Raw genomic sequence first — 21370 nt, forward strand, 5'->3', positions numbered from 1 at the left:
CGACCTGCCGGGCGAGCGCGACCTCAGCGCCCGGCTGACGGCGCTCTGGCGCCCGTCGGACGACTTCAGCCTCAACCTGAAGGGCAGCCTCACCCGCTACCGCACCGAGAACGCCACCTGGAACAACGAGCTCATCAACTGTCCGGTGGGTGGCTTTGCTCAGGTGAACCGCACCGAGGCCTGCAGCCCCGACCGCCACATCCAGCAGAACGCCGTGCCGGCTGACGTCGCCGCCACCAATCCGCTGCTCGGCCGCCACGGCGGCCAGCTCTACCAGGACTACGACGCCTACTCGATCAGCGCCGCGGCCAACTACTCCACCGGCAAGGTGGACCTGACGTCCGTCACCGGCCTGCACCGGTTCAAGAACTATTTCCTCGGCGACTACGACTACACCGGCGCCGCCAACGGCGGCACCTGGGGCTCGGAGCAGTCGAAGTACAAGGCCTTCTCCGAGGAGATCCGCGCCCAGACCACGCTAGACTTTCCGCTGAACGTCATGGTCGGCGTCTACTTCCAGAGCACCCGCCTGGATTTCGACCAGCAGATCATCTTCCCGGGCGCCCTCGAGGATACGAGGGTCACCGATCCGACCAAGCGCTACATCACTGTCGCCAAGCTGTCCTACACCGACGGCCGCACCTTCGCCGGCTTCGCCCAGGCGCAGTGGAAGTTCTCGGATGAGCTCGAGCTGACCGCCGGCGCCCGCTACACCCACGAGACCAAGGACTCCCAGTTCGTCCAGCCTTACGTCGTCGCGCCGTTCCAGCCGGTGTTCCGCGTGAACCGGCCGATCATCGCCAACCAGAGCTTCAACGACCTGTCGCCCGAGGTGACGCTCACCTGGAAGCCGTCCGACAACTGGACCGCCTTCGCCTCGTACAAGCAGGGCTTCAAGTCGGGCGGCTTCTCGGGCAGCGCGCTCGACAGCGCCATCGGCAACACGACCGTCAACGACCTGGCCTTCCGGCCGGAGAGCGCCGAAGGCTTCGAGGGCGGCGTCCGCGGCGCGGTCCTGGACGGCCGCCTGCGCTTCGCCGTCGACGTCTACAGCTACAAGTACTCCGACCTGCAGGTGGACTTCTTCGACGCCGCCAAGATCCAGTTCATCACCAAGAACGCCGGCTCGTCCCGGACCAAGGGGATCGAGACGGAAGTCGAGTGGGCGCCGGCAGAGGTCCCCGGCCTCGTGCTGCGCGGCACGCTCGCCTACAACAAGGCGCGCTACCTCAACTTCAGTGACGCGCCGTGCTGGGGCGGCCAGACGCCTGCCGAGGGCTGCACGATCATCAACGCACGACCGACCCAGGACCTCAGCGGCAAGCCCACCGCGCTGGCGCCAAAGTGGACCGGGGCCCTTGAGGCGAACTACGAGCGTCCCGTCGGCAACAGCCTGGTGTTCGGCGCCAGCGCCAACCTGAAGTACTCGAGCAGCTACGTCGCCAACCCGTTCAACAATCCCGCGGCGAAGGAGGACTCCTACGTCACCCTGGACGCCGCGATCCGCCTGAAGACCGCGGATGGCCGGTGGGAGGCCGCCCTGCTCGCCAAGAACCTGACCGACGAATACGTCGTCCTATACGCCGGCGACGCACCCAGCTCGGGCAGCGGCGCAGGTACGGCGGCGGGGGTTCGTGCCGACGCCGTCGCCGCGCCGAACCTGCCGCGCACGATCGCACTGCAGCTGACCTGGAAGTATTAGTTCCCCTCTGGGGCCCGGCCTCGGCGCCGGGCCTCCTCTTTCGCGGAGGAAGCGATGACCACCGTGCTCCAAACCGATCGGCCCGCGACCCGGCGGAAGCCGGACTCCATGCGCGACCTCGAGCGGCGGATGGTCGCCCACCTCGCCGCAGGGGGAACGACCGACCTTTCCAACGCGCCGATGAGCGTCTCGGCGCGCGAGTACACCGACCCGGCCCGGCTCGAGGCCGAGAAGCGCGAGCTGTTCGGCAAGCTTCCGCTGCTGGCGTGCCTGTCGCAGGACGTGGCGAAGGCTGGGGACATGATGGTCTTCGACGAGGCCGGGCCGGCGATCCTCATCGTGCGCGGCCAGGACGGCAAGGCGCGGGCGTTCCTCAACATGTGCAGTCACCGCGCAGCGCGGCTGGTGCATGAATGCCAGCACCGCAAGCTGATAACCTGCCCGTTCCACGCCTGGGCCTTCGACCTGGAGGGCCGGCTCGTGGCCGTGCCCGGCGAGGAGGCTTTCGAGGGGATCGACCGCGCGACCCGCACCCTCGTCCGCGTGCCGGTCGGCGAGTGGGGCGGGATGATCTTCGTGAAGGCCCACGCCGGCGAGGAGGAAATCGACGTCGAAGCCTGGCTGGGTGACATGGGTCCGCAGCTGCTGGCGCTGAACCTGGCCGGCGCGCGACCGATCAAGCAGAACCGGCTGGAAACCGAGGCCAACTGGAAGTACTGCCTCGACACCTACGGCGAGGCCTATCACTTCAGGGCCCTGCACACGACGACCTTCGGCGAGCGCACGCGCAGCAACGTCGCCCTCTACGACAGCTTCGGCCTGCACTACCGCGTGGGGTTCACCGCCCTCGCCTACGAGGACTATGTCGGCAAGGCCGAGGCCGACTGGCCCGAGACGCCGTATGGCGGCAGCCACTTCGTCTTCCCGAATTCCATCGTGTACGGCGCGCCCATGGAGGGCGGCGGCAGCATGATCGGCATGTACCGCCTCTACCCGGGCGAGACGCCCGGCCAGTGCAAGACGCTGCTGTCGGTGCATCGCGCCGCCAACGTTCCGGAGGACACCCCGGACCAGGCCTTCGCCGACGCCCACGACTACATCGTCCACGTCGTCTCCACCGAGGACTACAGCGTCTCGAAGGAGGGTCAGCGGAACCTCGAGAACGCGCCACCCGGGTTCGAAATGGTGTTCGGCCGCAACGAGGCGGCGCTGCAGGGCGTCCACCGCGCGATCGACGGCATCATCGGCGCGGCGGCGGAATAGCCCATGTCCGTCTACCTGCACGTGACGCTCGAGATCCATGCCGCCGGCCTCGCCCGGTTCCTGGCGGCGATGGAAGAGACCGCGGTGCCCATCCTGGAGAGCGAGGGCTGGAAACTGGCCGGGGCGTTCGTGCAACGGACCGGCCGGCTGGGCAACGTCATCGATCTCTGGGAGCTGGACGACTTCCAGCACTACGATCGGGGAATCCAGGCGCTCAGCGCGCGCCCGGAGTTCCCGGCCTTCAAGCAGGTGCTGGAGGAAACGGTGATCAGCGAGACCATCGTCTTCGCCAACGCCGCCTCGTACATGCATCCGAAGCCGTAGCGCGCGGCCGGCGGCATGACCCGTCTCGCCGCCCTGACCCTCTGCATCGCCGCCCTGCTCGGCGGCTGCGGCGATGGCGTGACCGAGCGCCGGCTCGTCGACGCGGCCAAAGCCTCCGACGATTGGCTAACCCACGGCCGCACCTATGGCGAGCAGCGATATTCGCCGCTTGAGCAGATCCGCGCCGACAACGTGAGCCGCCTCGGCCTGGCCTGGGAGGCCTCGCTGGAGAGCAACGACTTCGGCATCGAGGCCACGCCGCTGGTGGCCGACGGCCGGCTCTACGTCACCTCGACCTGGAGCCGGGTCTTCGCCTTCGACGCGGCGAGCGGCAAGCGCCTCTGGGCGTTCGACCCGGAGGTCCCGCGCGACTGGCTGCGCCAGGGCTGCTGCAAGGCGGTGAACCGCGGCGTCGCCCTGTGGAAGGACAAGGTCTACGTCGGCGCCTTCGACGGACGGCTGATCGCGCTGGACGCACGGAGCGGCCGACAGGTCTGGTCCGTCGACACCACCGGACGCAAGCCGCTCTACACCATCACCGGCGCGCCCCGGGTGGTGAAGGGCAAGGTGATCATCGGCAACGGCGGCGGCGACTTCGGGACCCGCGGCTATATCTCGGCCTACGACGCCGAGACCGGGGCGCTGGCCTGGCGCTTCTTCATCGTGCCGCACAAGCCGGGCACGCCGCAGGAGCACCCGGAGTTGGACGCCGCGCTCAAGACCTGGGACGCCGACCGCGACTGGACCATCGGCGGCGGCGGCAACGCATGGGATTCCTTCTCGTACGATCCGGAGCTGGACCTGCTCTACGTCGGAACGGGCAACGCAGGGCCGTACGACCCGCGCCGGCGCAATCCGGGCGGCGGCGACAGCCTGTTCGTCTCCAGCATCCTGGCGCTGCGGCCCGACACCGGCCGGCTCGTATGGCGCTACCAGACCACGCCCGGCGACCAGTGGGACTTCACCGCCACCGCCAACATGGTCCTCGCCGACCTCGAGATCGGCGGCCGTCCGCGCAAGGTGCTGATGCAGGCCCCGAAGAACGGCTTCTTCTACGTCCTCGACCGGGAAACGGGCGAGCTGCTCTCCGCAGAGAAGTACGTCCGCACCACCTGGGCCGAGCGGGTGGACCTTGCGACCGGCCGGCCCGTGCTGGCCGCGAACGCCGACTACACCAAGGGTCGCGCCTTGCTGTTCCCGTCGCCCTATGGCGGCCACAACTGGCAACCGATGTCGTTCAGCCCGAAGACGGGCCTGGTCTACATCCCCGCGCAGGACATCGGATGGGTGTGGGACCCCGACGGCCCGACCTGGTTCCACCGCGACGCGAACGGCGTCTCCCTGGCTCCGGAGGAAGCGGCCCAGCGCGAGCGCGGCATGCTGATCGGCTGGAACCCGCGCACCGGCCGACCGGCCTGGGTCGCGCCCTTGGCCGAGCCGATGAACGGCGGCGTCCTGGCGACCGGCGGCGGACTGGTCGTCCAGGGCACGGCCGACGGCCACATCGACATGCGCGACGCCGCCACCGGCCGCCTCCTGCGCCGGATCGCGGTTGGCACGGGCATCGTCGCCGCGCCGGTCAGCTATCGCGTCGGCGGCGTCCAATACATCGCGGTGGCCGCGGGCTGGAACGGTGTGCGGATCGACCCGGACCCTCCAGGCGCGCCCCCGCCCTTCGCAAACACCGGCCGGCTGATCGTCCTCAGGCTCGATGGAGGCCTTGTGCCCGTGGCGCCGCGCGCCCCCGAGCCCCAGCCCCTGATAGCTGCGTCCCCGCAGCCGCCGGGACTCGTCGCCCGCGGCCGGCGGCTCTACCTCGCCAACTGCGCGCGCTGCCATGGCTTCGCCGGCGAACCGGGCCCATTCCCAGACCTGCGTCGGATGCGGCCGGAAACCCTTGAGGCCTTCGACGAGATCGTGCTCCGCGGCGCCTATCGCGGGGGCGGCATGGCCAGTTTCGCCGATGTGCTCGAGCCCGAGGATACGCGCGCGATTCGGGCCTTCGTCGTCGACTGGGCGGGCCGCGGCCATCCGTCCCCGCCGTGACCCAGGCGCGCACGGCGATGCGCGGGCTGGGTCGCGGCGGGGAGCGGACCTTCACCGCCGAGCGATGAACTGCTGCCGAGGGAGTTGCAGCCCCTGAGTGTGCTAAGCTTGCACCATGCTGCACGTCGACGACACGCCAGCAAGAAACCGCCTCGTCCTGTTGGGGCGGTTCGGTCTCGCGGCTGAAGACAGGCAGCCGATTGCGATCGCCAGTCGTCGCGCGCGCGCGCTGCTCGGGTTCCTGTGCTTCGCCGGACCCGCGGGCGCCACGCGCGAGCAGCTCAGCGGACTGCTTTGGAGCGACCGGGGCGAGCCTCAGGCGCGCGCCAGTCTGCGGCAGTGTCTGCTGGAGCTCCGGAACCTGCTCGAGTCCCACGGGCTCGATCTGCTCGATGTGGGCCGGGAGAGCATCTCCCTCAAGCGCGACAAGGTCAGCGACGACGTCGCGGAGCTGCTGGCGGCCCTTGCCGGCGACGACGGCCAGCGGGTTGTCGCGTTGCTTGAGTCCTGCGGGCGAGGGCAACTGCTCGAGGACGCCGAGGTGCCGGGCCTGTTCGCCGAGTGGCGGGAGGTCCAACGGACCTGGCTCGAGGAGCGGGTGGCGAATGGCGTGCAGCGACATGTGCAGTCCCTGGAGTCGAATGGCGACTGGCAGACGCTCAAGGCCCTCTGCGAGGCCTTTCTCCATCGCGATCCGGTGAACGAACCCATTGTTGCAGCGGCCATGCGAGCGGACGCCGCCCTGGGCAGCGCGACGGCGGCGCACCGCCGCTTCCGGATCCTGCAAGCCACGCTCGAGCGCGAATACGGCTCCGCGCCGGCCGGCCTTGCGCGCGACACGCTTGCGGCGATCTCCCACGTGCGACCCGCGGCGCCACGGCTGGAGCCCGCCAGCGCCGGGCCGCCGCTGCTGGTGGTGGCGAGGTTCGACGACGAGCCCTCGAGCCAGGGCCAGCTCGCGAGCGTGATCCGCGAAGAGGTCGTGTCGGGCCTGTCGCGGTTCCGCGATCTTCGGGTCGTCACCGATCCGCAATCGACCGGCGCGCTGCTGCAACAGCCCGGGAGGACTTACCTCAACTACATCCTGGGTGGCCGCTTTCGCCCCTCGTCGGTCGGGTGGCGCCTGACGGTCCAGCTCCTCCGGGCCGATGACGGCCACGTACTTTGGTCCGAGGGCCTCGCGGTCGAAGGCCTGCACCTCGACTTGATGGGTGGCATCGACAACATCATCGCGAAGGTCGTCGGCGCCGCCTTGCCGACGATCCATGCCGATCTTCGCGAGCAGGCGCAATCCGCGCCGACGGACGCCTACCGACAATATGTGCTGGCCCGGGATAGGGCCTTGCAGGCCGAGACGCATGCGGAGGCCCGCGCCGCGGCCGAGGCCCTCGAAGCGCTTGTCGCGGCCGATCCTGATTTTGCGCTGCCCTACCTGCCGCTCGCCACGCTCTACAATACCGACTTCCGGTACACCCTGGCCGGAAGCAGCGGCCCCGAGGAACGACTGCGGGCGTTGGCGCTGGCGAAGAAGGCGCTCGGCGTCGATCGCGGCCATGTCCACGGCTACACGGTGACGGGCTGGTGCTACCTCTGGCAGCGACGCTGGGCGTCTGCCGAGGCGCACTTCGAACAGGCCATCTCACTGAACCCGTTCGACGCGCGGCGAATGATGGAAGCCGGCTTCGGCTACATCCACCTGGGCGACCTGGGCAAGGCGCGATCGTTGCTCGACCGCTGCCTGATCCTCAATCCCGCGCCTGAGGACAAGTTCTTTGCCGACTTGGGTTTCCTCGAAGTGCTCTGCGGCGACCACGAACGGGCCGCGAGCTACTTCGACCTGGTCGCGCATCCGGATATCTGGTGCCGGATCTACAACGCCATCAACGCCGGGTTGGCGGGGGAGGCCGATGAAGAGCTCGACGCCGCCGCGTGCCGCGCGATCTCGGCGATCTGGCCGGCATCCATGGCGCTGACGGATGACGCCGTCGTCGACTGGATCGCCAGCCAGCATCCGTTCAAGGCGCCCGAGTTGGCCCAGGCCCTTCTCGACGGCGGCCGGCTCATGCTCACTCGGGCCCGGGCCGCTGCGCCATCTGTTCTGCAAGCGCAGCCGAGAAGGACGTCTCCGGCGGCGGCGGAACTCCGGGCGCCGGGATCTCCGTCGTAAGCGCGTACTGCAGGGCGGACAGGGCGTCAGCGCGCTTCAGGTCCACGCGATGGGCGGGCAGCCAGCCCTCCAGTGGATCAAGGTCCGCGGACGCGACGCCCGCCGCCCGGGCCGCGTCCAGCACGGCGGGCCATGTCCGCTCCTTGTAGAAGATGGCGCCGGCCAGGGCTCGCAAGCCTCGTGCGGACGCGGCTGAAGCGACGCACGCGCGGACCGCCCGTGACAGCGTCGCCCGCACGTTGACCAGAGGCTCGGTGAGCGGCGCCCAGTCCAGCTGCGCGGGCGCGTGCAGCAGCGCCACCTCGTCATCGCGCACCAGCCGACCACTGGCGTAGGCGTGGAAGATCCGGCCCACGCCGATCATGCCGCACGCCGCAAGTTCCGCGGCGCGCAGGGCGCCCATGCTGGCCGCGCCGACGACGGGCACGCCTTGCGACATGAGCAGCATCAGTTCCTTGTGCCGCACGGCCGGCGTCCGATCGAAGACGCCGTCAATCAACACCACGAGCCGGCAGGCCTCGGCGTCGATCTCCAGGCAGTCGCCGGCCCGCGCCGGCGGACGCCAGCTCAGACGCTGGTCTCGCGGCCGCACTGCCGGGGGCAGAGAGGGCCCTGCGAAGACGATGATCTCGCCAGCCGCGTTCAATGGCGCGGTTCCGGTCGGCGACGGAGCCTGCGGTTCGCGCCGAGGCCCGGGACAAACGCCTTGATCACGACGACGTCGGCCCCGGGCTCGTTCAGCTCGATCACGGCCGCCTGGGGATAGCCCGCGTCGGCCAGTCGTCGTGCGATGTCGACAGCGCCCGAGGTGTCGCGCCCCTGGGCGCGCTCCAGGATGTCGGCCCAGCGGCGCAACGGCATGCCCGGGGGCGCCGGCCAGGCCAGGCCCATCCCGACGTCGCAACCAGGCGTGCGGTAAAGTATGTCGTCCCGCGCACCGGCGATCTCCGTCACGCGGGATTGCACAGCCTCGAGCACACTGCCCTCCAGGGCCCGTTCCGCGGAAGGGGCGCAGGCCGAGCCGTAGAAGACGATCGGCCCGCGAGCCTCGCTCAGCTCGCCCTTCAGTTCCGTCAGGAAGGTCGGGTACCCGCCCAGGGCCGGCAATTCATGGACCGTCACCCGCATGCCCGCGCGGTCGATCGTCGCCTGCAGGTCCTGCCACCACGCATAGGGAATGGAGCCGCGCGCCACGATGTTCCGCGACCTCGCCGTGGGAGATCCGTCGAACCAGGCCGCCACGGCGTCGCGCTCGATCACCTCCAGAAGCGCGGACACGGTCGCCGCCTCGCGCTCGAAGTGCGCCGCCTGACCGTTGCTCGTCTGCGAGAGCCGGCTGTCGACCGGGCGCGAGAAGTCCAGCGAGACCGCGTCGAACGGCGCCCAAAGGACTCCGCCGCCGAGGATTTTTCGCGCCGGCGTCCACGCGAGCACCTCGTCGTCTGCCGGCGCCACTCCGCGCCGGCGGGCGAAATCGTCGAGCCGCGGCGCGCGTTCGTGAACGGGCAAATCCGCCCAGGCCCCCCGGCGAACCTCGCCGGCGAACGCTTCGGCGTGGGCGCTCTCGACCGCCTCCATGAGAGCGCCCAGTTCCGCTTCCGGCGGCGTAAGGCCCTTACCCTGATGCACGCTGAGCGCGCGGCTCCATGGGCGGACGGCCTGGAAGACCGGAACGCCGAGGCAGTCCAGGTGGGTGATGTCGCCGAGCCTCGTGACGCCACAAGCCGCCGCGGCCGCATGGGCCAGGCGAGCGCGGCTATCAGTCCCCAGCCTGGCCATTGGAGATGCCGCTGACGTCTTCCGGAATCTCCTTCGCTTCGACTTCGGGGCCGGCGGTGTTGTTGTACAGGTTCACGACCGCGGTGATCGCGACAACCCGGTCCGCCCTATCGGGATAATCCTCAGGCAGGCTCCCCGTGGGCGGATACTCCCAGACCACCTTGGTGAGATAGTAGTGGTCCCCGTCGGCCCGACCGACCTTGACGATGAAGACCGGCGTCGTCTTTCCGGCCAGCGGCTCGGACTCCGAGAACCAGACATTTGACGTTTCCGACATCCGAAGACTCCCGTCGTTGAAACCCGGTCGCCGGGCATCGCCGGCTACACCTTCTTGATCGCCTCGACCGCATCGACCCGCCCGAAACCGCCCTGCGCGTGCCATGTCATCGGGGCGCCGATCGGACGTGCAGTCTGCTGGAGGATCTGGCGGATCTCGGCGATCGACAGGCGTCGCGGCGGGTTCGCCAGCAGGGCCTTCTGCATCATCAAGGCCACGACGCCGGCCACATGCGGCGCTGCCTGGCTCGTGCCGGTATAAGTCGTCACGCCGCCACTGACCGCATCGGCCGCGAAGATGCCCGTGCCGCCGCCGCGTTCACCCGGGGCGCAGATGTCAGGCTTCTTCCGGCCATCGCGGGTCGTTCCGGCGGCGGTAAACCTCGACAGCTTCGGATTGGGCGCATCGCAGGGGTAGGCGCCTACCACGATGGGCTCGTGGCTGCAGGCGATGGAGTCCAGGGTCCGGCTCTTGTCCGCTCCGGCGGGGAACCGGGTCTGCCTTGCGTTTGCGTCGCTCTTGAACTCGCGCTCGATCCAGGCGTCGAACGCGACGCTGGCCGCGCCGACGGGCGCGAGCCTGATCTTCCAGTCGCCGGCCGGCACGCTCATGCTCGATACTAGCCGGCTCATGAAGATGTCGATGTGGCCCAGCCCGTTCAGCGGATGCTTCGCGCTGTGGGTGATGTAGCACTTGATGTTGGCGCCGAGGTTGAAGGTCCCGACGGCGCCGGCGCTGAACGGACCTTTCTCGACGCCGCCGGGCGGCGTGACGAACACCTGCAGCGAGCCGCCGGAATACCAGATCTCGAGCTCATTCTCGGTCTTGTCGCCAGGGTCCGCCGTCCACGTGAGGGTGTCGTCGCCGCCGGCCGCGATCGCGCCGCTGGCGTGTACGTCCTTGTCGAAGGCATTGCCGGCGGCGACCACGATGGCGCGGCCGGGCGTCTGCAGCAGCGTGTCGAACAGCTTGTCCACCAGGGACGTCCCGTCGTGCGGTCCGCCGTACGCGCCGAGGCTGATGTTGACGACGGCTGGCTTATTCAATTCGTCCGCCTTCGCGAAGGCGTATTGAGCCGCCTGAGCGAGCTGCGCCGAATTGCCGATGAAGTCCGTTTTCGCGACGTCCGAGGGCCTCACCTCCACGAAGATGATGTCCGCCTTCGGCGCGACGCCGCACGCGGTCCCGGCGAGCCCATTGCCGGCCGCTATGTCGAGCACATGCGACCCATGCGACCCGGCGGGCGGCGCGCCCTCGACCTTGTCGTACGGGTCGGGCTCGCCCAGCGCCTCGTCGATGTCGGCTTTGCTGTACTCCTGACCGTAGTTGTAGGGCTGCGGCGACTTCGGGGTCGTGATGCCGTTCTGCCGCCAGAGACGAAGTATGCGGCTCTTGCCGTTCGCGTCCTTGAAGTTGGGGTGGTTGATGTCGCACCAGTTGTCGAGGACCCCGACGATCACGCCCTCGCCGTCGTAGCCGGGGTGCGGCGTGGACACGGTCGCGATCGCAGCCGCGTCGGCGCGGATCTCCGGCGTCGAGTGGGCGAGCCGGACGCCCAACCCACGCGCCACCTCGACGCGGGCGGCGCCGGCAAGGACCGCCAGTCGCGGCGCAAACTCCAGGTCGAGCGCACCGATGAACAGACCCGGGACCTGGGGCGATACGGCGCCGCGCAGGAACGGCGGGGTCGGGGCGCCGGGCGGCAGGTCGATCAGCACGTCGACCTCCACCTTCGAACGCCCCATTCGCCGGATCGCGGCGAGCGCGTCGGCTAGCCGTCGGAAGAAGGCCCTGGGCGCCCCCAGCGAGACCGCGGGGTCACGGATCGGCCGCCGGTCCCGCCACTGCTGGTAGATGCGCTCCAGCCTCGGATCGACCGAGCCAGGCAATTGGCGAGGGATGACGCGCGTTTGCTGATCGACCATGTCCGCCCCCGGTCTCACAGAACGACGTTAGTCTACTTCCTGTGGGTTGTAAAAAAGCAGGCGCCTCACGCCGCGTGAGCGGTCTGTCGGACAATTGACGATGGTTTGACGGTCGACCCCCGCGTGGGCTCACGGCGCCCGGCGCAAAAGGCTCCTCGACCGGAGGCGATCCCGCCGCCGGCCGAAAGCAAACGGAGCCTCTAATGTTCAAGTCACTGCGCACCACCTTCGCACTTGCCCTGGCGCTGGGATCGGTCGTCACCGCCGGCGGCGCGATCGCCTCGCCGTCGCCGGACACCTACTCGCGGACGGTCCGGGTCGCCGACCTCGACCTCTCCAGCGAGCGGGGCGCCGAGATCGCGCTGCGGCGGATCCGCAAGGCCGCCCAGTACGTCTGCGGCGACGGGCCGGCCCACTCCAGCCACGTGCTGCGGACCACGCCCTCGTACCGGTCCTGCATCCGCCAGGCGTCCGGCAACGCGGTCCGCGACCTCGGCAATCCCATGGTCACGGCGCGCTACAGCGGCGGCAAGTCCGTCCAGATCGCGCGCAAGTGAACCCACGGCGCCGGCGATCGGGCCGGAGCCGTCACTTGCCGGCTCCGGCCCCGCCAAACCACACGAAGAACGGAGATGAAAGATGTTCAGCAATCTCACAGCCCTGGCCAACGTGTTCCTGGCCGCGATACCGATGGCTGCCATCGGCTTCGCCGCCTTGACGGAGGTGGCGAGGGCCATCTGATGCCTCCCTTGCCGCGGTTCCGCGGCGCGCGAAGGCACGACCGGAGACCCTCCCGTTGCCCGCGGGAGGGTCTCTTCGTTTGAAGGAGGCCTGCGGGTCCGCCTGCGCCTGCATCTGTTCGTACCGCGCCGGCCCCACCAGCGCGCGAGATCCACTCGGCTGTGGGCGCATGGGTGTCCTGGGTCATCGGTCCTGCGGCGACGTCCGCAAGGCGAAGATGCCGCAGACCGCCGGCGGCGCGCTGTTGGACTTTGACGCCATTCGGCCGGGCGGGCACCTCGCGCAGCGCGCCGGGCTCGTCGCCCGCAAGCCGCGGCTCGAGATCCAGAACCAGCTCTGGGCCCGCGGCTCAGTGGGCGGCGGAAACCTTCGCTGGCGGCGCGCCTTCCCCGCGCGCTTCCGCCGATGCTCCGCCGGGGTTCCAGCCGAGCAGCAGCAGCATCACCGCGAAGCCCACCACGTAGGCCACCGGCACATGCCACCCCTGGCGCAACCAGGCCACGACGGAGCGCCCCTCAGGATACAGGTTCGTGAGCGCGACGCCCGCCGAGGATCCGAACCAGACCATCGAGCCCCCGAAGCCCACGGCGTAAGCGAGCAGGGCCCAGTCATAGCCACCCTGCTCCAGCGCCAGCGCGGTCAGCGGGATGTTGTCGAACACCGCCGACAGCACCCCGAGGCCGAAGGCGCTCTGCCAGGAAGGCTCGGGAAGCGAGCCCACAGGCATCAGCGACGCCGCGGCCACGAGTGCGACGAGGAACATGGCGCCCTTCAAGGCAGGCCGCGCCACAGACCAGTCGGGCCTGGCGATCAGGGACGTCACGACGAGAGCCGCCCAGACGGCGAGGCCCAGCCAGGGCGCGGTCTCCTCGCCTTGCGACAACGTGTTCGCGGCCACGTTCGCGGCGACCGCCGAGACCAGCACGATCGCCACGATGGCCACGCGCCGCCACTGGATGGGATGGCCAGGCTCATCGTGGGCCAGAATGGGTTGGTGGCGCTGCTGCGCCCGCGCGCCAAGGACGCCGAACACCAGGAACGCCGTGGTAGCGGCGACAAAGGCAGGGATGACCTCGAGCGGCGAAACGCCCCGCAGCCACATGAGGGTGGTGGTGGTGTCGCCGATGACGCTGCCGGCTCCGCCGGCGTTGGCCGCCGCGACGATCGACGCCAGGAAGCCTATGCTGACGTTCCCCTTGTAGACGTGCCGGGCCACCACGCCCCCGATCACGGCCGCGGCAATATTGTCGAGGAAGGCCGACAGCACGAACACGATGGCCAGCAGGGCCAGGCCGCCCAGCCAGCTGTCCGGCAGCACGCCCGGCATGTGGTCCGGCAGCGCCGACTGCTCGAACTGGTTCGACAGCACCTCGAACCCTACGAGCAGCAGCAGGATGTTGGTCAGGATCACCCACTCGTGGGCGAAGTGCGCGCCGAGCGCCGGCAGCCCCTGGCCCGTGGGGAACGCGCCCAGAAGCCCCTGGTAGAGGAGGATGACGGCGAGGCCCGTCAGGGCCACCTCGAGCGTGCGGTGGTGGAAGATCGCCACGCCCAGGAGGGTCAGGCCGAACAGGTAGAACTCAACCGGCGCGCCGAAGAGCGTGAGCATGAAAGCGTCCTTGAAGGGGTCTCTATGTCGAAGGGATGAGTTCGGGCGCGCTCAGCGCGGCCACACGACGGCGGCCATGACAAAGGCCAGACCCAGCGTCGCGATGTTCCAGCTGAACGTCCGCAGCCATGGAGTCCCTGCTGCATACAGCGGCAGGAAGAGGACGCGGCCGCCCAGGTAGAGCAGGCTGCCGACCTGGCTGAGCCATCCGCCTTCGCGATCCAGCACCACCAGCAGCAGCACGGCGGCCGCGAAGATGGCGAAGGTCTCCAGGAAGTTGCGCTGCGCCCGGTCCAGGCGCCCGGCGACGCCGACCGGCCGCAAGTCCTCGTCACGCGGCCCCACGGAGTAGGCGTTACCGACCTGCGCCTTGAACGTGAACGAGGCGGCGGTGAGATGGACCAGGCCCAGGACCATTGCGCCGAACAGCATCCAGGTCTCGACAGACATCACCGGCCCTCCGCCCGCAGGTTCCACGCCATCAATCGCACTTTACGACCTGGCTCGCCGCGGACGGGAGCTACACGGACGGGGCCGCGGCAGCCGCTGGCCTGGACCGCCGCTGTCACTGCTTCGATCCGATGGGGTTCCAGGTGCTTGATCCAGCCCGCTCTGGCGAGCACGTCAGAGGGACCCGCATCGGACTCAGTTCACGCGCCACGGCGGCCTCCCATCAGGGTTAGCGGTCGTGGCGTCAGGTTATCGACGGACGCCTGACTGGTTTCGCGTGAAGCGCCAGCCCGGTCGCAGAGCGACCCGATCTCTAGATTCAAGGATACCGAAGAGCACCCATGCGGAAAAGCGAAACCGGTCGCGCGCGAAGGAAAGCAGGCCTTGCGAAGGTCGGCTTCGCGCCCGCCCCGCCAGGTCCAGGCGGGCCCACCTCAGGCCGTGTTGTGCAAGTCAGCCCCCAGGCCGACGGACGACGGCGGCGCACCATAACCTTTCGGCATGAGCGCCGGAGCGGGCGTCCCGGTACCCCTTTTCTCGACCGAAGTCGGTCCCGTCGCAGCGGCGACGGCGCAGGGAGGACGCCCAGTTGCCAAAGAGAACACTCAACCTGAAGGCCCTCGCCGCTGCGACGCTCATCGCCATCGGCGGCGTCTCTGCGACGCCGGCCATGGCCATAGCGGCGCCGGAGGTCTACTTGCCGCCCTTCTCCAAGGTCGCCCTGTCGGGCTACGACCCCGTCAGCTACTTCGTCGGCGGGGAGCCGCGCAAAGGCGACGCGCGCTTTTCCATGACCTTCAAGGGCGTGGACTACCGGTTCGCGAGCGCCGAGAACCTGGCCCGCTTCAGGTCGAACCCACAGGCCTTCCTGCCGCAATACGGCGGCTACTGCGCCTGGGCCGTGGCCGGCGGCTACACCGCCAAGGGCGACCCACTGGCCTGGAAGATCGTCGGCGGCAAGCTCTACCTGAACTACGACCAGAACGTTCAGAAGCGCTGGGCCAAGGACATCCCCGGCAACATCGCCAAGGGCGACAAGAACTGGCCGCAGGTGCTGAAATGATCCTGCGCACCCGCCTCCTGGGCCTGCTCCCGCACGGCCTCGCCCTCTTCATGTCGGCGGTCTTCCTGGACAGCCTGCGCTTCAAGTTCACGGATCATCCGAACACGCAGGAAATCTTCGGCCGGCTCGACGGCTGGGCGGCCAGCCTGGGCCTGCCCGGGCTATTCGCCCACACCGGTCTATTCTCGCAGTACGTCGTGGGTTCGGTCGAGTTCGTGGCGTCGGTCCTGCTGCTCGCGGGCCTCTTGCCGCGCCTGCGCCATCTGCAGGCGGCCGGCGCGTTGGCCGGCCTGCTGGTGATGTCGGGCGCCGTCAACTTCCACCTGTTCACGCCGCTGGGCGTGGACCCGAACAACGACGGCGGCGGCCTGTTCGTGGCCGCGTGCGTCAACCTCGCCGCCGCGATCCTCATGCTGACGGTCTTCCGCCGGCGCGAGTTCGCGATCCTGATCCAACGCGTGGCCGCGATCTTCGCGCCCCTCAAGCCGGCCGCGGTGCGGTCATGAGCGACATCCTATGGACATCCGACTTTTCGGTCCGCGGACGGACCGTCCGGGTCAAGAAGACCGGAGCCGAGATCACGCTGGACAAGGCCTTGGCCTCGGAGGCGGCGAACTGGCTCGGCCTCTACCTGGCGATCCGCGCCAAGACGGCCCTGAACGGCCTGTTGCGGCCCGGACCGAAGGTCTGGTTCGCGCCGGATCGGCCGCGCCCCTGGTATCTGATCTGGGCCGCCGCAGCCTGGAACGGGGTCAGGATCGCGAAGTCGCCGGAGGAGGCGCAGGCCAGCTTCTTCTTCGAGGACGCCACCCACGGCCGCCCGCCCGCTCCTGCGCATTCGCGCGCCTTCAACTACGCCTGCGTCGACATCTCCAAGAGCCGCGTGGCCGAGGTGTTCGAAGCGTGCTTCGGCTACCCGCTCACCCTCGACCCTGAGAAGGGCTTTGGCCTGGCGGTCGAGAAGGGCGAGGCCAACGGCGCGCACGATGGCCGGCTGGTGTGGCGGCCCATGCGTCCGCGTCCGGGCCGCACCTACCAGCGCGTGGTCGACAACGTCGAGGACGGGCTGGCGGTCGATCTGCGGACTCCCTTCGTCGGCGGCAAGCCGGTCGTCGTCTTCGTCAAGCGCCGTCCCGTCGAGGACCGTTTCGCCAACCACAACACGCACGTGAGCATGCTCGAGCCGCGCGAGGTCTTCTCGGACGACGAGATCGAGCGGCTGGGCGTCTTCTGCCGGGTCATGGGCCTGGACTGGGGCGGCCTCGACATCCTGCGCGATCGCCCGACCGGCCGCCTCTACGTGGTCGACGTCAACAAGACCGACATGGGCCCGCCCATCGCCCTTCCCTTCCTCGACAAGCTCTCGGCCGTCGCCCGCATGGGTCGCGCGCTCAGGGCCCTCATCACGGAGCACAAGCCATGACCCCGCCGGTCGGCATCCCGTATGTGCGTGAGTTCGAGTTCAAGTACGGCCGCGCAGACCGCGTGAGCCCGCTCATCCGCCGCGTGGTGGCCGAGAACCCCGGCCCGTTCACCTTCACCGGCACCGGCGCCCACATCGTGGGCCACGGCGAGGTGGCGGTCGTCGACCCGGGTCCGGACGATCCGCGCCAGGTGGAGGCGATCCTCAAGGCCACCAGGGGCGAGAAGATCACGCACATCTTCGTCACCCACAGCCACCTGGACCACTCGCCCGCGTCCCGCCCGCTGGCCGAGGCCACCGGGGCAGTGATCTACGCCGGCGGCGCGCGCTGCCGGCCCTCGGGCGGCGGCGACCGGCTGGAGGCCGGCGACGACCTTGCCTTCCGGCCGGACGTGGCGCTCACCGACGGGCAGACCTTCCACGGTCCCGGCTGGACCATCGAGGCTGTGGCCACGCCGGGCCATACGTCCAACCACTACGCCTACGGCCTTCTGGAGGAGAACGCGCTCTTTCCCGGCGATTGCGTGATGGGCTGGTCGACCAGCGTGGTCAGTCCGCCCGACGGCGACATGGGCCTCTACATGCGCAGCCTCGAGCGCATTCGCTCTCGCCGGTACGACGCGCTGTTTCCGGCCCACGGCCCGCCAATCCGGCGCGTCGACAGCTTCCTGGCCGCGTACATCGTCCACCGCCGCCACCGCGAGAAGCAGATCCTGATCGCGCTGGAGACCGGCGGCGCGGCGACCGTCCGCCAGCTGGTGGCGCGGCTCTACGACGACACCGACCGGCGGCTGCACCCGGCGGCCTGCCACTCGGTGTTGGCCCATCTTCTCGACCTCTACCGCCGCGGCGTCGTCGACGTGGCCGGCGACATCGGCATCGGCGGCGTCTGGCGGCCGATGTTCATGCGCCACGCGGCCTGACGCGATGCGCTCCCCGCATTTCCGCCGGACGCCCGCGGGCGCGACTGTGCAAGCCTAACAAGGACCTCCTCATGACCATGACCGCGCTCGACAGCGCCACCGCCGCCCTCCGGCCCCTGCAGAACCGGGTCGCCATCGTCACCGGCTCAACCAGCGGCATCGGCCTGGGTATCGCCGAGAGCCTTGCCGGTCAGGGCGCCAGCATCGTGCTGAACGGCTTCGGCGACGCCAACGAGATCGAGCAGACCCGCGAGACGCTGGCCACCCTGCACGGCGTGGAGGTGATCTACTCCGCGGCCGATCTGTCGGACCCCTGCAAGATCCAGGACATGGTGGCCTTCGCGCGCGACGTCCTGGGCCCCATCGACATCCTGGTGAACAACGCCGGCATCCAGCACGTAGCGCCGATCGCCGAGTTCCCGACCGCCAAGTGGGACGCGATCTTGGCGGTGAACCTCTCCTCGGCCTTCCACGCCATCAAGGCCGTGCTGCCCGAGATGGTCGAGCGCGGCTACGGGCGGATCGTCAATATCGCCTCGGCGCACGGCTTGGTCGCCTCGCCCTACAAGTCAGCCTACGTCGCCGCCAAGCACGGGGTCGTCGGCCTGACCAAGACCGTGGCGCTGGAGACCGCGCGCCAGGGCGTCACCTGCAACGCCATCTGCCCGGGCTACGTCTGGACGCCGCTGGTCGAGAAGCAGATCGCCGACCAGGCCCGCGCCCACCACATGAGTCAGGAGCAGGTCATCACCGACGTGCTGCTCACCGCCCAGCCCAACCGCAAGTTCGCTTCGGTCGAGGAGATCGGCGCGCTGACCGCCTTCCTCTGCAGCGACAGCGGAGCCTCCATCACCGGCGCCTCGCTCGCCGTCGACGGCGGCTGGACGGCGCACTGAGGAGATGGCGATGGGCGGGACCGGAAACCGGGTCGTGATCGTGGGCGCAGGCTTCGGCGGCCTTTCCGCCGCCGCCGCGCTCGCCAAGACCGACGCCGACATCACCCTGATCGACCGGCGCAACCACCACCTCTTCCAGCCCCTGCTGTACCAGGTGGCGACGGCCGGTCTGGCGCCGACCCAGATCGCCAGCCCGATCCGCATGATCCTGCGCCGCCAGAAGAACATCCATATCGAGCTCGACGAGGTGACCGGCGTCGACCTGGCCACGCGCCATGTCGAACTCGGCGACCGCACGATCCCCTACGACCACCTGATCATCGCCACCGGCGCCACCCACGCCTACTTCGGCCGCAACGAATGGGCGCGCCACGCCCCGGGCCTGAAGTCGCTGGAGGACGCCCTGGCGCTGCGCCGCCGTGTGCTGCTGAGCCTGGAAACCGCTGAGCTCGACATGAGCCGGGACGAACGCGAGAAGCTGCTCACCTTCGTGGTGGTGGGCGGCGGACCGACCGGCGTGGAGCTGGCTGGCGCCATCGCCGAACTGACCCGCCGGGCGCTCGCCTGCGACTTCCGCCGCATCCGGGGTCAGCGCGCCCGCATCGTGCTCATCGATTCCGGCCCGCGCGTGCTCTCCACCTTCTGTCCGTCGCTCTCCGCCTACGCAAAGGGGGCGCTGGAGGAGCTGGGCGTCGAAGTCCGGCTCGGCCACGCGGTCAGCCACTGCGACGACGGCGGCGTCGAGGTCGGCGGGGCGCACATCGAGGCGGCGAACGTCTTCTGGGCCGCCGGCGTGCAGGCCTCGCCTGCGGGCCGCTGGCTCGCCGCAGAGACCGATCGCGCCGGCCGCGTCTTCGTCGAGCCCGACCTGACCCTGCCGCGCCATCCCGAGGTGTTCGTGATCGGGGACAGCGCCCACATCCGCGAGGGTGAGAAGGCGGTGCCGGGCGTCGCGCCCGCCGCCAAGCAGGCCGGCGCCTATGTCGCCAAGGTCATCGCCGCGCGCCTGGCGAGCGAGCCTGCGCCGCCGCGGTTCCGCTATGCGAACCTGGGCAGCCTGGCCACCATCGGCCGCAAGGCCGCCGTCGCCGACCTCGGCGCCGTGAAGCTCACCGGTTTCCCGGCGTGGGTCTTCTGGTGCGCCGCGCACGTCTGGTTCCTGATCGGCTTCCGTAACCGCCTCCAGGTCGTGCTGGACTGGATCTGGTCCTACCTGACGTTCGAGCGCGGGGCGCGGCTCGTCTTCGACGCCGTCACCCGTGGGCGCGAAACGCCGATGCGTGTAGCTTCAGCGCAGGCCGAGGTGCGTATCGCCTCTTGAGCGCCTGCATCGTGGCAGAAGGGGGTTCCCGCCATGGAAATGCAGCAGGTCCGCTACTTCCTCGCCCTGGCGAGGACGCTCAATTTCACGCGCGCGGCCGAGCAGTCCAACGTCAGCCAACCCGCGCTGACCCGCGCCATCCAGCAGCTCGAGCACGAACTGGGCGGGCCGCTGTTCCACCGCGAGCGGGCCAACACCCACCTGAGTGAGCTCGGCCGGATGATGCTGCCCTACCTGGAGCAGATCTTCACCCAGACCGAGGCGGCCAAGCAGCACGCCAAGGCGATCAAGAAGCTCGACAACGTCACGCTGCGGATTGGCGCGATGTGCACGATCGGCCCGGCGATGATCGCCGATCTGATCGTGAAGTTCCGCATGGCCCACCCGAACGTGGACCTCGAAGTCGTCGAGGAAGGCACGCCCGAGCTGATGGACATGCTGACCCGGGGCGACCTCAACCTGGCGCTGTTCGGCCTGCCGGAGCCGCTGGACGTGCGCTTCCACGGCCTACCGCTGTTTCAGGAACGGTTCGTCATAGCGTTGCCCCCCGACCACCCGCTGGCCGCCCAAAACGTGGTCCGCTGCAGCGACACCCACGAGGAGCCCTACGTCAGCCGGGCCAACTGCGAGATCTTCGACCATGCGCGGCGCCAACTGCGCGAGCGCGGCGTCCACTGGAAGAAGGTTTTCTCGTCCGATCGCGACGACTGGGTGCAGGGGATGATCAAGGCGGGCCTGGGCATCGGCTTCTTCCCCGAATTGTCGGTCACCGATCCAGGCCTCGTCACACGCCGCCTGATCGACCCGGAGTTCGTGCGCACCATCATGCTGATCACCGTCCGCGGCCGGCCGCACTCGCCGGCGGTCGGCGCCTTCGTGCAACAGGCCCGGGCGTTCAAGTGGCCGACCGGCCCGCTCGAGCCCATGCCCAAGGACCCGGAAGACTGCGACCTGGAGTCGGCGGAGTAGCTTCTCCGCCGTCCCCTACGCCGCCGCCATCGCCGCCCGCCCCGCCGTTGCCGGGCGGAGCGACGCCGCGAGCGCCGCCGCGGCCAGCAGCGAGCCTGCCACCAGCATCACGGCGGGCGCCCAGCCCGCCCGATCATAGATCTGGCCGATCGACCAGGCGCCGGCGAGGCCGCCCAGGTAGTAGCTGGCGAGATAGATCCCGCTGGCCGCCGCCCGGTCGGTCCGGGCCGCGCGGCCCACGAAGCCGGTTGCGGTCGCCTGGGCGAAGAACGTGCCGACGCCGACCATGGTCAAGCCGACGATCACCGGCGCGATTGTAGCCGCCAGCAAGAGCGGCAGCCCGGCCAGCGCCAGGCCCAGTGAGGCGAAGAAGGTCGGGCGTGGCCCGAAACGGCTGGCGATGCTTCCCGCCAGCGGCGTGGTCACCATCGAGGGCAGGAAGACGAAGTAGACGAGGCCGAGGGCCATCGGCGAGAGCGACAGCGGCGGCGC

20 protein-coding genes are annotated in these 21370 nt (G+C 69.6%); 13 read left to right on the plus strand and 7 right to left on the minus strand.

Going from position 1 to position 21370, the window contains the following annotated elements; translation table 11 throughout:
• The 5 genes from VGD44_RS19090 to VGD44_RS19110 all read left to right on the plus strand — a co-directional run.
• On the plus strand, positions 1–1702 hold a 1702-nt coding region (locus tag VGD44_RS19090), incomplete at its 5' end, for a TonB-dependent receptor (RefSeq protein ID WP_331089961.1).
• A gap of 54 nt (positions 1703–1756) precedes the next feature.
• Complete coding sequence (locus VGD44_RS19095; protein WP_331089962.1) at positions 1757–2965, plus strand: aromatic ring-hydroxylating dioxygenase subunit alpha; 1209 nt, start codon at positions 1757–1759, stop codon at positions 2963–2965.
• Between the two features lie 3 nt (positions 2966–2968).
• The gene (locus VGD44_RS19100) at positions 2969–3289 is read left to right on the plus strand and encodes an NIPSNAP family protein (protein WP_331089963.1); all 321 of its coding nucleotides are present in this window, start codon (positions 2969–2971) and stop codon (positions 3287–3289) included.
• Between the two features lie 15 nt (positions 3290–3304).
• Entirely contained in the window at positions 3305–5335 is a 2031-nt protein-coding gene (locus VGD44_RS19105) for a PQQ-dependent dehydrogenase, methanol/ethanol family (RefSeq protein ID WP_331089964.1), read from the plus strand.
• A gap of 115 nt (positions 5336–5450) precedes the next feature.
• Positions 5451–7502, plus strand: coding sequence for a BTAD domain-containing putative transcriptional regulator (locus VGD44_RS19110; protein WP_331089965.1), 2052 nt, complete (start codon positions 5451–5453; stop codon positions 7500–7502).
• Here VGD44_RS19110 and VGD44_RS19115 read toward each other — a convergent pair.
• The 4 genes from VGD44_RS19115 to VGD44_RS19130 are packed head-to-tail and all read right to left on the minus strand — an operon-like array spanning position 7402 to position 11483.
• Positions 7402–8148: a TfuA-like protein gene (locus VGD44_RS19115; protein WP_331089966.1), complete on the minus strand. Its 747-nt coding sequence runs from the start codon at positions 8146–8148 to the stop codon at positions 7402–7404. The two genes, VGD44_RS19110 and VGD44_RS19115, sit on opposite strands and share 101 nt — an antisense overlap.
• Positions 8145–9281 carry a YcaO-like family protein gene (locus tag VGD44_RS19120; protein WP_331089967.1) on the minus strand — a complete coding sequence of 379 codons (1137 nt, stop codon included), beginning with the start codon at positions 9279–9281 and terminating at the stop codon, positions 8145–8147. Before VGD44_RS19120 ends, VGD44_RS19115 begins: the two co-directional genes overlap by 4 nt.
• A complete protein-coding gene (locus VGD44_RS19125) occupies positions 9262–9558 on the minus strand; it encodes a hypothetical protein (RefSeq protein WP_331089968.1) in 297 nt (98 codons plus the stop codon). The genes VGD44_RS19120 and VGD44_RS19125 overlap by 20 nt, the downstream gene beginning before the upstream one ends.
• A 44-nt stretch (positions 9559–9602) precedes the next feature.
• The gene (locus tag VGD44_RS19130; protein WP_331089969.1) at positions 9603–11483 is read right to left on the minus strand and encodes a S8 family serine peptidase; all 1881 of its coding nucleotides are present in this window, start codon (positions 11481–11483) and stop codon (positions 9603–9605) included.
• 203 nt (positions 11484–11686) lie between these two features.
• Between VGD44_RS19130 and VGD44_RS19135 the strand changes: the two genes are divergently transcribed.
• Positions 11687–12040, plus strand: coding sequence for a UrcA family protein (locus tag VGD44_RS19135; RefSeq protein ID WP_331089970.1), 354 nt, complete (start codon positions 11687–11689; stop codon positions 12038–12040).
• A gap of 533 nt (positions 12041–12573) precedes the next feature.
• On the opposite strand, the gene VGD44_RS19140 is transcribed toward VGD44_RS19135, so the two are convergent.
• A complete protein-coding gene (locus VGD44_RS19140; protein ID WP_331089971.1) occupies positions 12574–13833 on the minus strand; it encodes a hypothetical protein in 1260 nt (419 codons plus the stop codon).
• A 51-nt stretch (positions 13834–13884) separates the two neighbouring features.
• Positions 13885–14283, minus strand: coding sequence for an MAPEG family protein (locus VGD44_RS19145; RefSeq protein ID WP_331089972.1), 399 nt, complete (start codon positions 14281–14283; stop codon positions 13885–13887).
• A gap of 589 nt (positions 14284–14872) precedes the next feature.
• On the opposite strand from VGD44_RS19145, the gene VGD44_RS19150 reads away from it, so the two are divergent.
• From VGD44_RS19150 to VGD44_RS19180, 7 genes are all read left to right on the plus strand, one after another.
• The gene (locus VGD44_RS19150; protein WP_331089973.1) at positions 14873–15346 is read left to right on the plus strand and encodes a YHS domain-containing (seleno)protein; all 474 of its coding nucleotides are present in this window, start codon (positions 14873–14875) and stop codon (positions 15344–15346) included.
• The gene (locus VGD44_RS19155) at positions 15343–15852 is read left to right on the plus strand and encodes a hypothetical protein (RefSeq protein WP_331089974.1); all 510 of its coding nucleotides are present in this window, start codon (positions 15343–15345) and stop codon (positions 15850–15852) included. The genes VGD44_RS19150 and VGD44_RS19155 overlap by 4 nt, the downstream gene beginning before the upstream one ends.
• Positions 15849–16769, plus strand: a complete 921-nt coding sequence (locus VGD44_RS19160; RefSeq protein WP_331089975.1) for a hypothetical protein — start codon at positions 15849–15851, stop codon at positions 16767–16769. Before VGD44_RS19155 ends, VGD44_RS19160 begins: the two co-directional genes overlap by 4 nt.
• Complete coding sequence (locus VGD44_RS19165) at positions 16766–17692, plus strand: MBL fold metallo-hydrolase (RefSeq protein ID WP_331089976.1); 927 nt, start codon at positions 16766–16768, stop codon at positions 17690–17692. Before VGD44_RS19160 ends, VGD44_RS19165 begins: the two co-directional genes overlap by 4 nt.
• A gap of 71 nt (positions 17693–17763) precedes the next feature.
• On the plus strand, positions 17764–18588 hold the full coding sequence (locus VGD44_RS19170; protein WP_331089977.1) for a 3-hydroxybutyrate dehydrogenase: 825 nt from the start codon (positions 17764–17766) through the stop codon (positions 18586–18588).
• 10 nt (positions 18589–18598) lie between these two features.
• A complete protein-coding gene (locus VGD44_RS19175) occupies positions 18599–19909 on the plus strand; it encodes an NAD(P)/FAD-dependent oxidoreductase (protein ID WP_331089978.1) in 1311 nt (436 codons plus the stop codon).
• A 33-nt stretch (positions 19910–19942) separates the two neighbouring features.
• Positions 19943–20878: a LysR family transcriptional regulator gene (locus tag VGD44_RS19180; RefSeq protein ID WP_331089979.1), complete on the plus strand. Its 936-nt coding sequence runs from the start codon at positions 19943–19945 to the stop codon at positions 20876–20878.
• Between the two features lie 15 nt (positions 20879–20893).
• On the opposite strand, the gene VGD44_RS19185 is transcribed toward VGD44_RS19180, so the two are convergent.
• Positions 20894–21370, minus strand: a 477-nt coding sequence (locus tag VGD44_RS19185) for an MFS transporter (RefSeq protein ID WP_331089980.1), incomplete at its 5' end; no start/stop codon positions are given.

Source organism: Phenylobacterium sp., from assembly GCF_036402295.1.
GTDB lineage: Bacteria > Pseudomonadota > Alphaproteobacteria > Caulobacterales > Caulobacteraceae > Phenylobacterium.

Excerpts from the sequence above, each read along its gene's own strand:
- VGD44_RS19095 (WP_331089962.1), top strand. The coding sequence starts at position 1,757 with ATGACCACCGTGCTCCAAACCGATCGGCCCGCGACCCGGCGGAAGCCG.
- VGD44_RS19100 (WP_331089963.1), top strand. The coding sequence starts at position 2,969 with ATGTCCGTCTACCTGCACGTGACGCTCGAGATCCATGCCGCCGGCCTC.
- VGD44_RS19105 (WP_331089964.1), top strand. The coding sequence starts at position 3,305 with ATGACCCGTCTCGCCGCCCTGACCCTCTGCATCGCCGCCCTGCTCGGC.
- VGD44_RS19110 (WP_331089965.1), top strand. The coding sequence starts at position 5,451 with ATGCTGCACGTCGACGACACGCCAGCAAGAAACCGCCTCGTCCTGTTG.
- VGD44_RS19120 (WP_331089967.1), bottom strand. The coding sequence starts at position 9,281 with ATGGCCAGGCTGGGGACTGATAGCCGCGCTCGCCTGGCCCATGCGGCC.
- VGD44_RS19125 (WP_331089968.1), bottom strand. The coding sequence starts at position 9,558 with ATGTCGGAAACGTCAAATGTCTGGTTCTCGGAGTCCGAGCCGCTGGCC.
- VGD44_RS19130 (WP_331089969.1), bottom strand. The coding sequence starts at position 11,483 with ATGGTCGATCAGCAAACGCGCGTCATCCCTCGCCAATTGCCTGGCTCG.
- VGD44_RS19135 (WP_331089970.1), top strand. The coding sequence starts at position 11,687 with ATGTTCAAGTCACTGCGCACCACCTTCGCACTTGCCCTGGCGCTGGGA.
- VGD44_RS19140 (WP_331089971.1), bottom strand. The coding sequence starts at position 13,833 with ATGCTCACGCTCTTCGGCGCGCCGGTTGAGTTCTACCTGTTCGGCCTG.
- VGD44_RS19145 (WP_331089972.1), bottom strand. The coding sequence starts at position 14,283 with ATGTCTGTCGAGACCTGGATGCTGTTCGGCGCAATGGTCCTGGGCCTG.
- VGD44_RS19155 (WP_331089974.1), top strand. The coding sequence starts at position 15,343 with ATGATCCTGCGCACCCGCCTCCTGGGCCTGCTCCCGCACGGCCTCGCC.
- VGD44_RS19160 (WP_331089975.1), top strand. The coding sequence starts at position 15,849 with ATGAGCGACATCCTATGGACATCCGACTTTTCGGTCCGCGGACGGACC.
- VGD44_RS19165 (WP_331089976.1), top strand. The coding sequence starts at position 16,766 with ATGACCCCGCCGGTCGGCATCCCGTATGTGCGTGAGTTCGAGTTCAAG.
- VGD44_RS19170 (WP_331089977.1), top strand. The coding sequence starts at position 17,764 with ATGACCATGACCGCGCTCGACAGCGCCACCGCCGCCCTCCGGCCCCTG.
- VGD44_RS19175 (WP_331089978.1), top strand. The coding sequence starts at position 18,599 with ATGGGCGGGACCGGAAACCGGGTCGTGATCGTGGGCGCAGGCTTCGGC.
- VGD44_RS19180 (WP_331089979.1), top strand. The coding sequence starts at position 19,943 with ATGGAAATGCAGCAGGTCCGCTACTTCCTCGCCCTGGCGAGGACGCTC.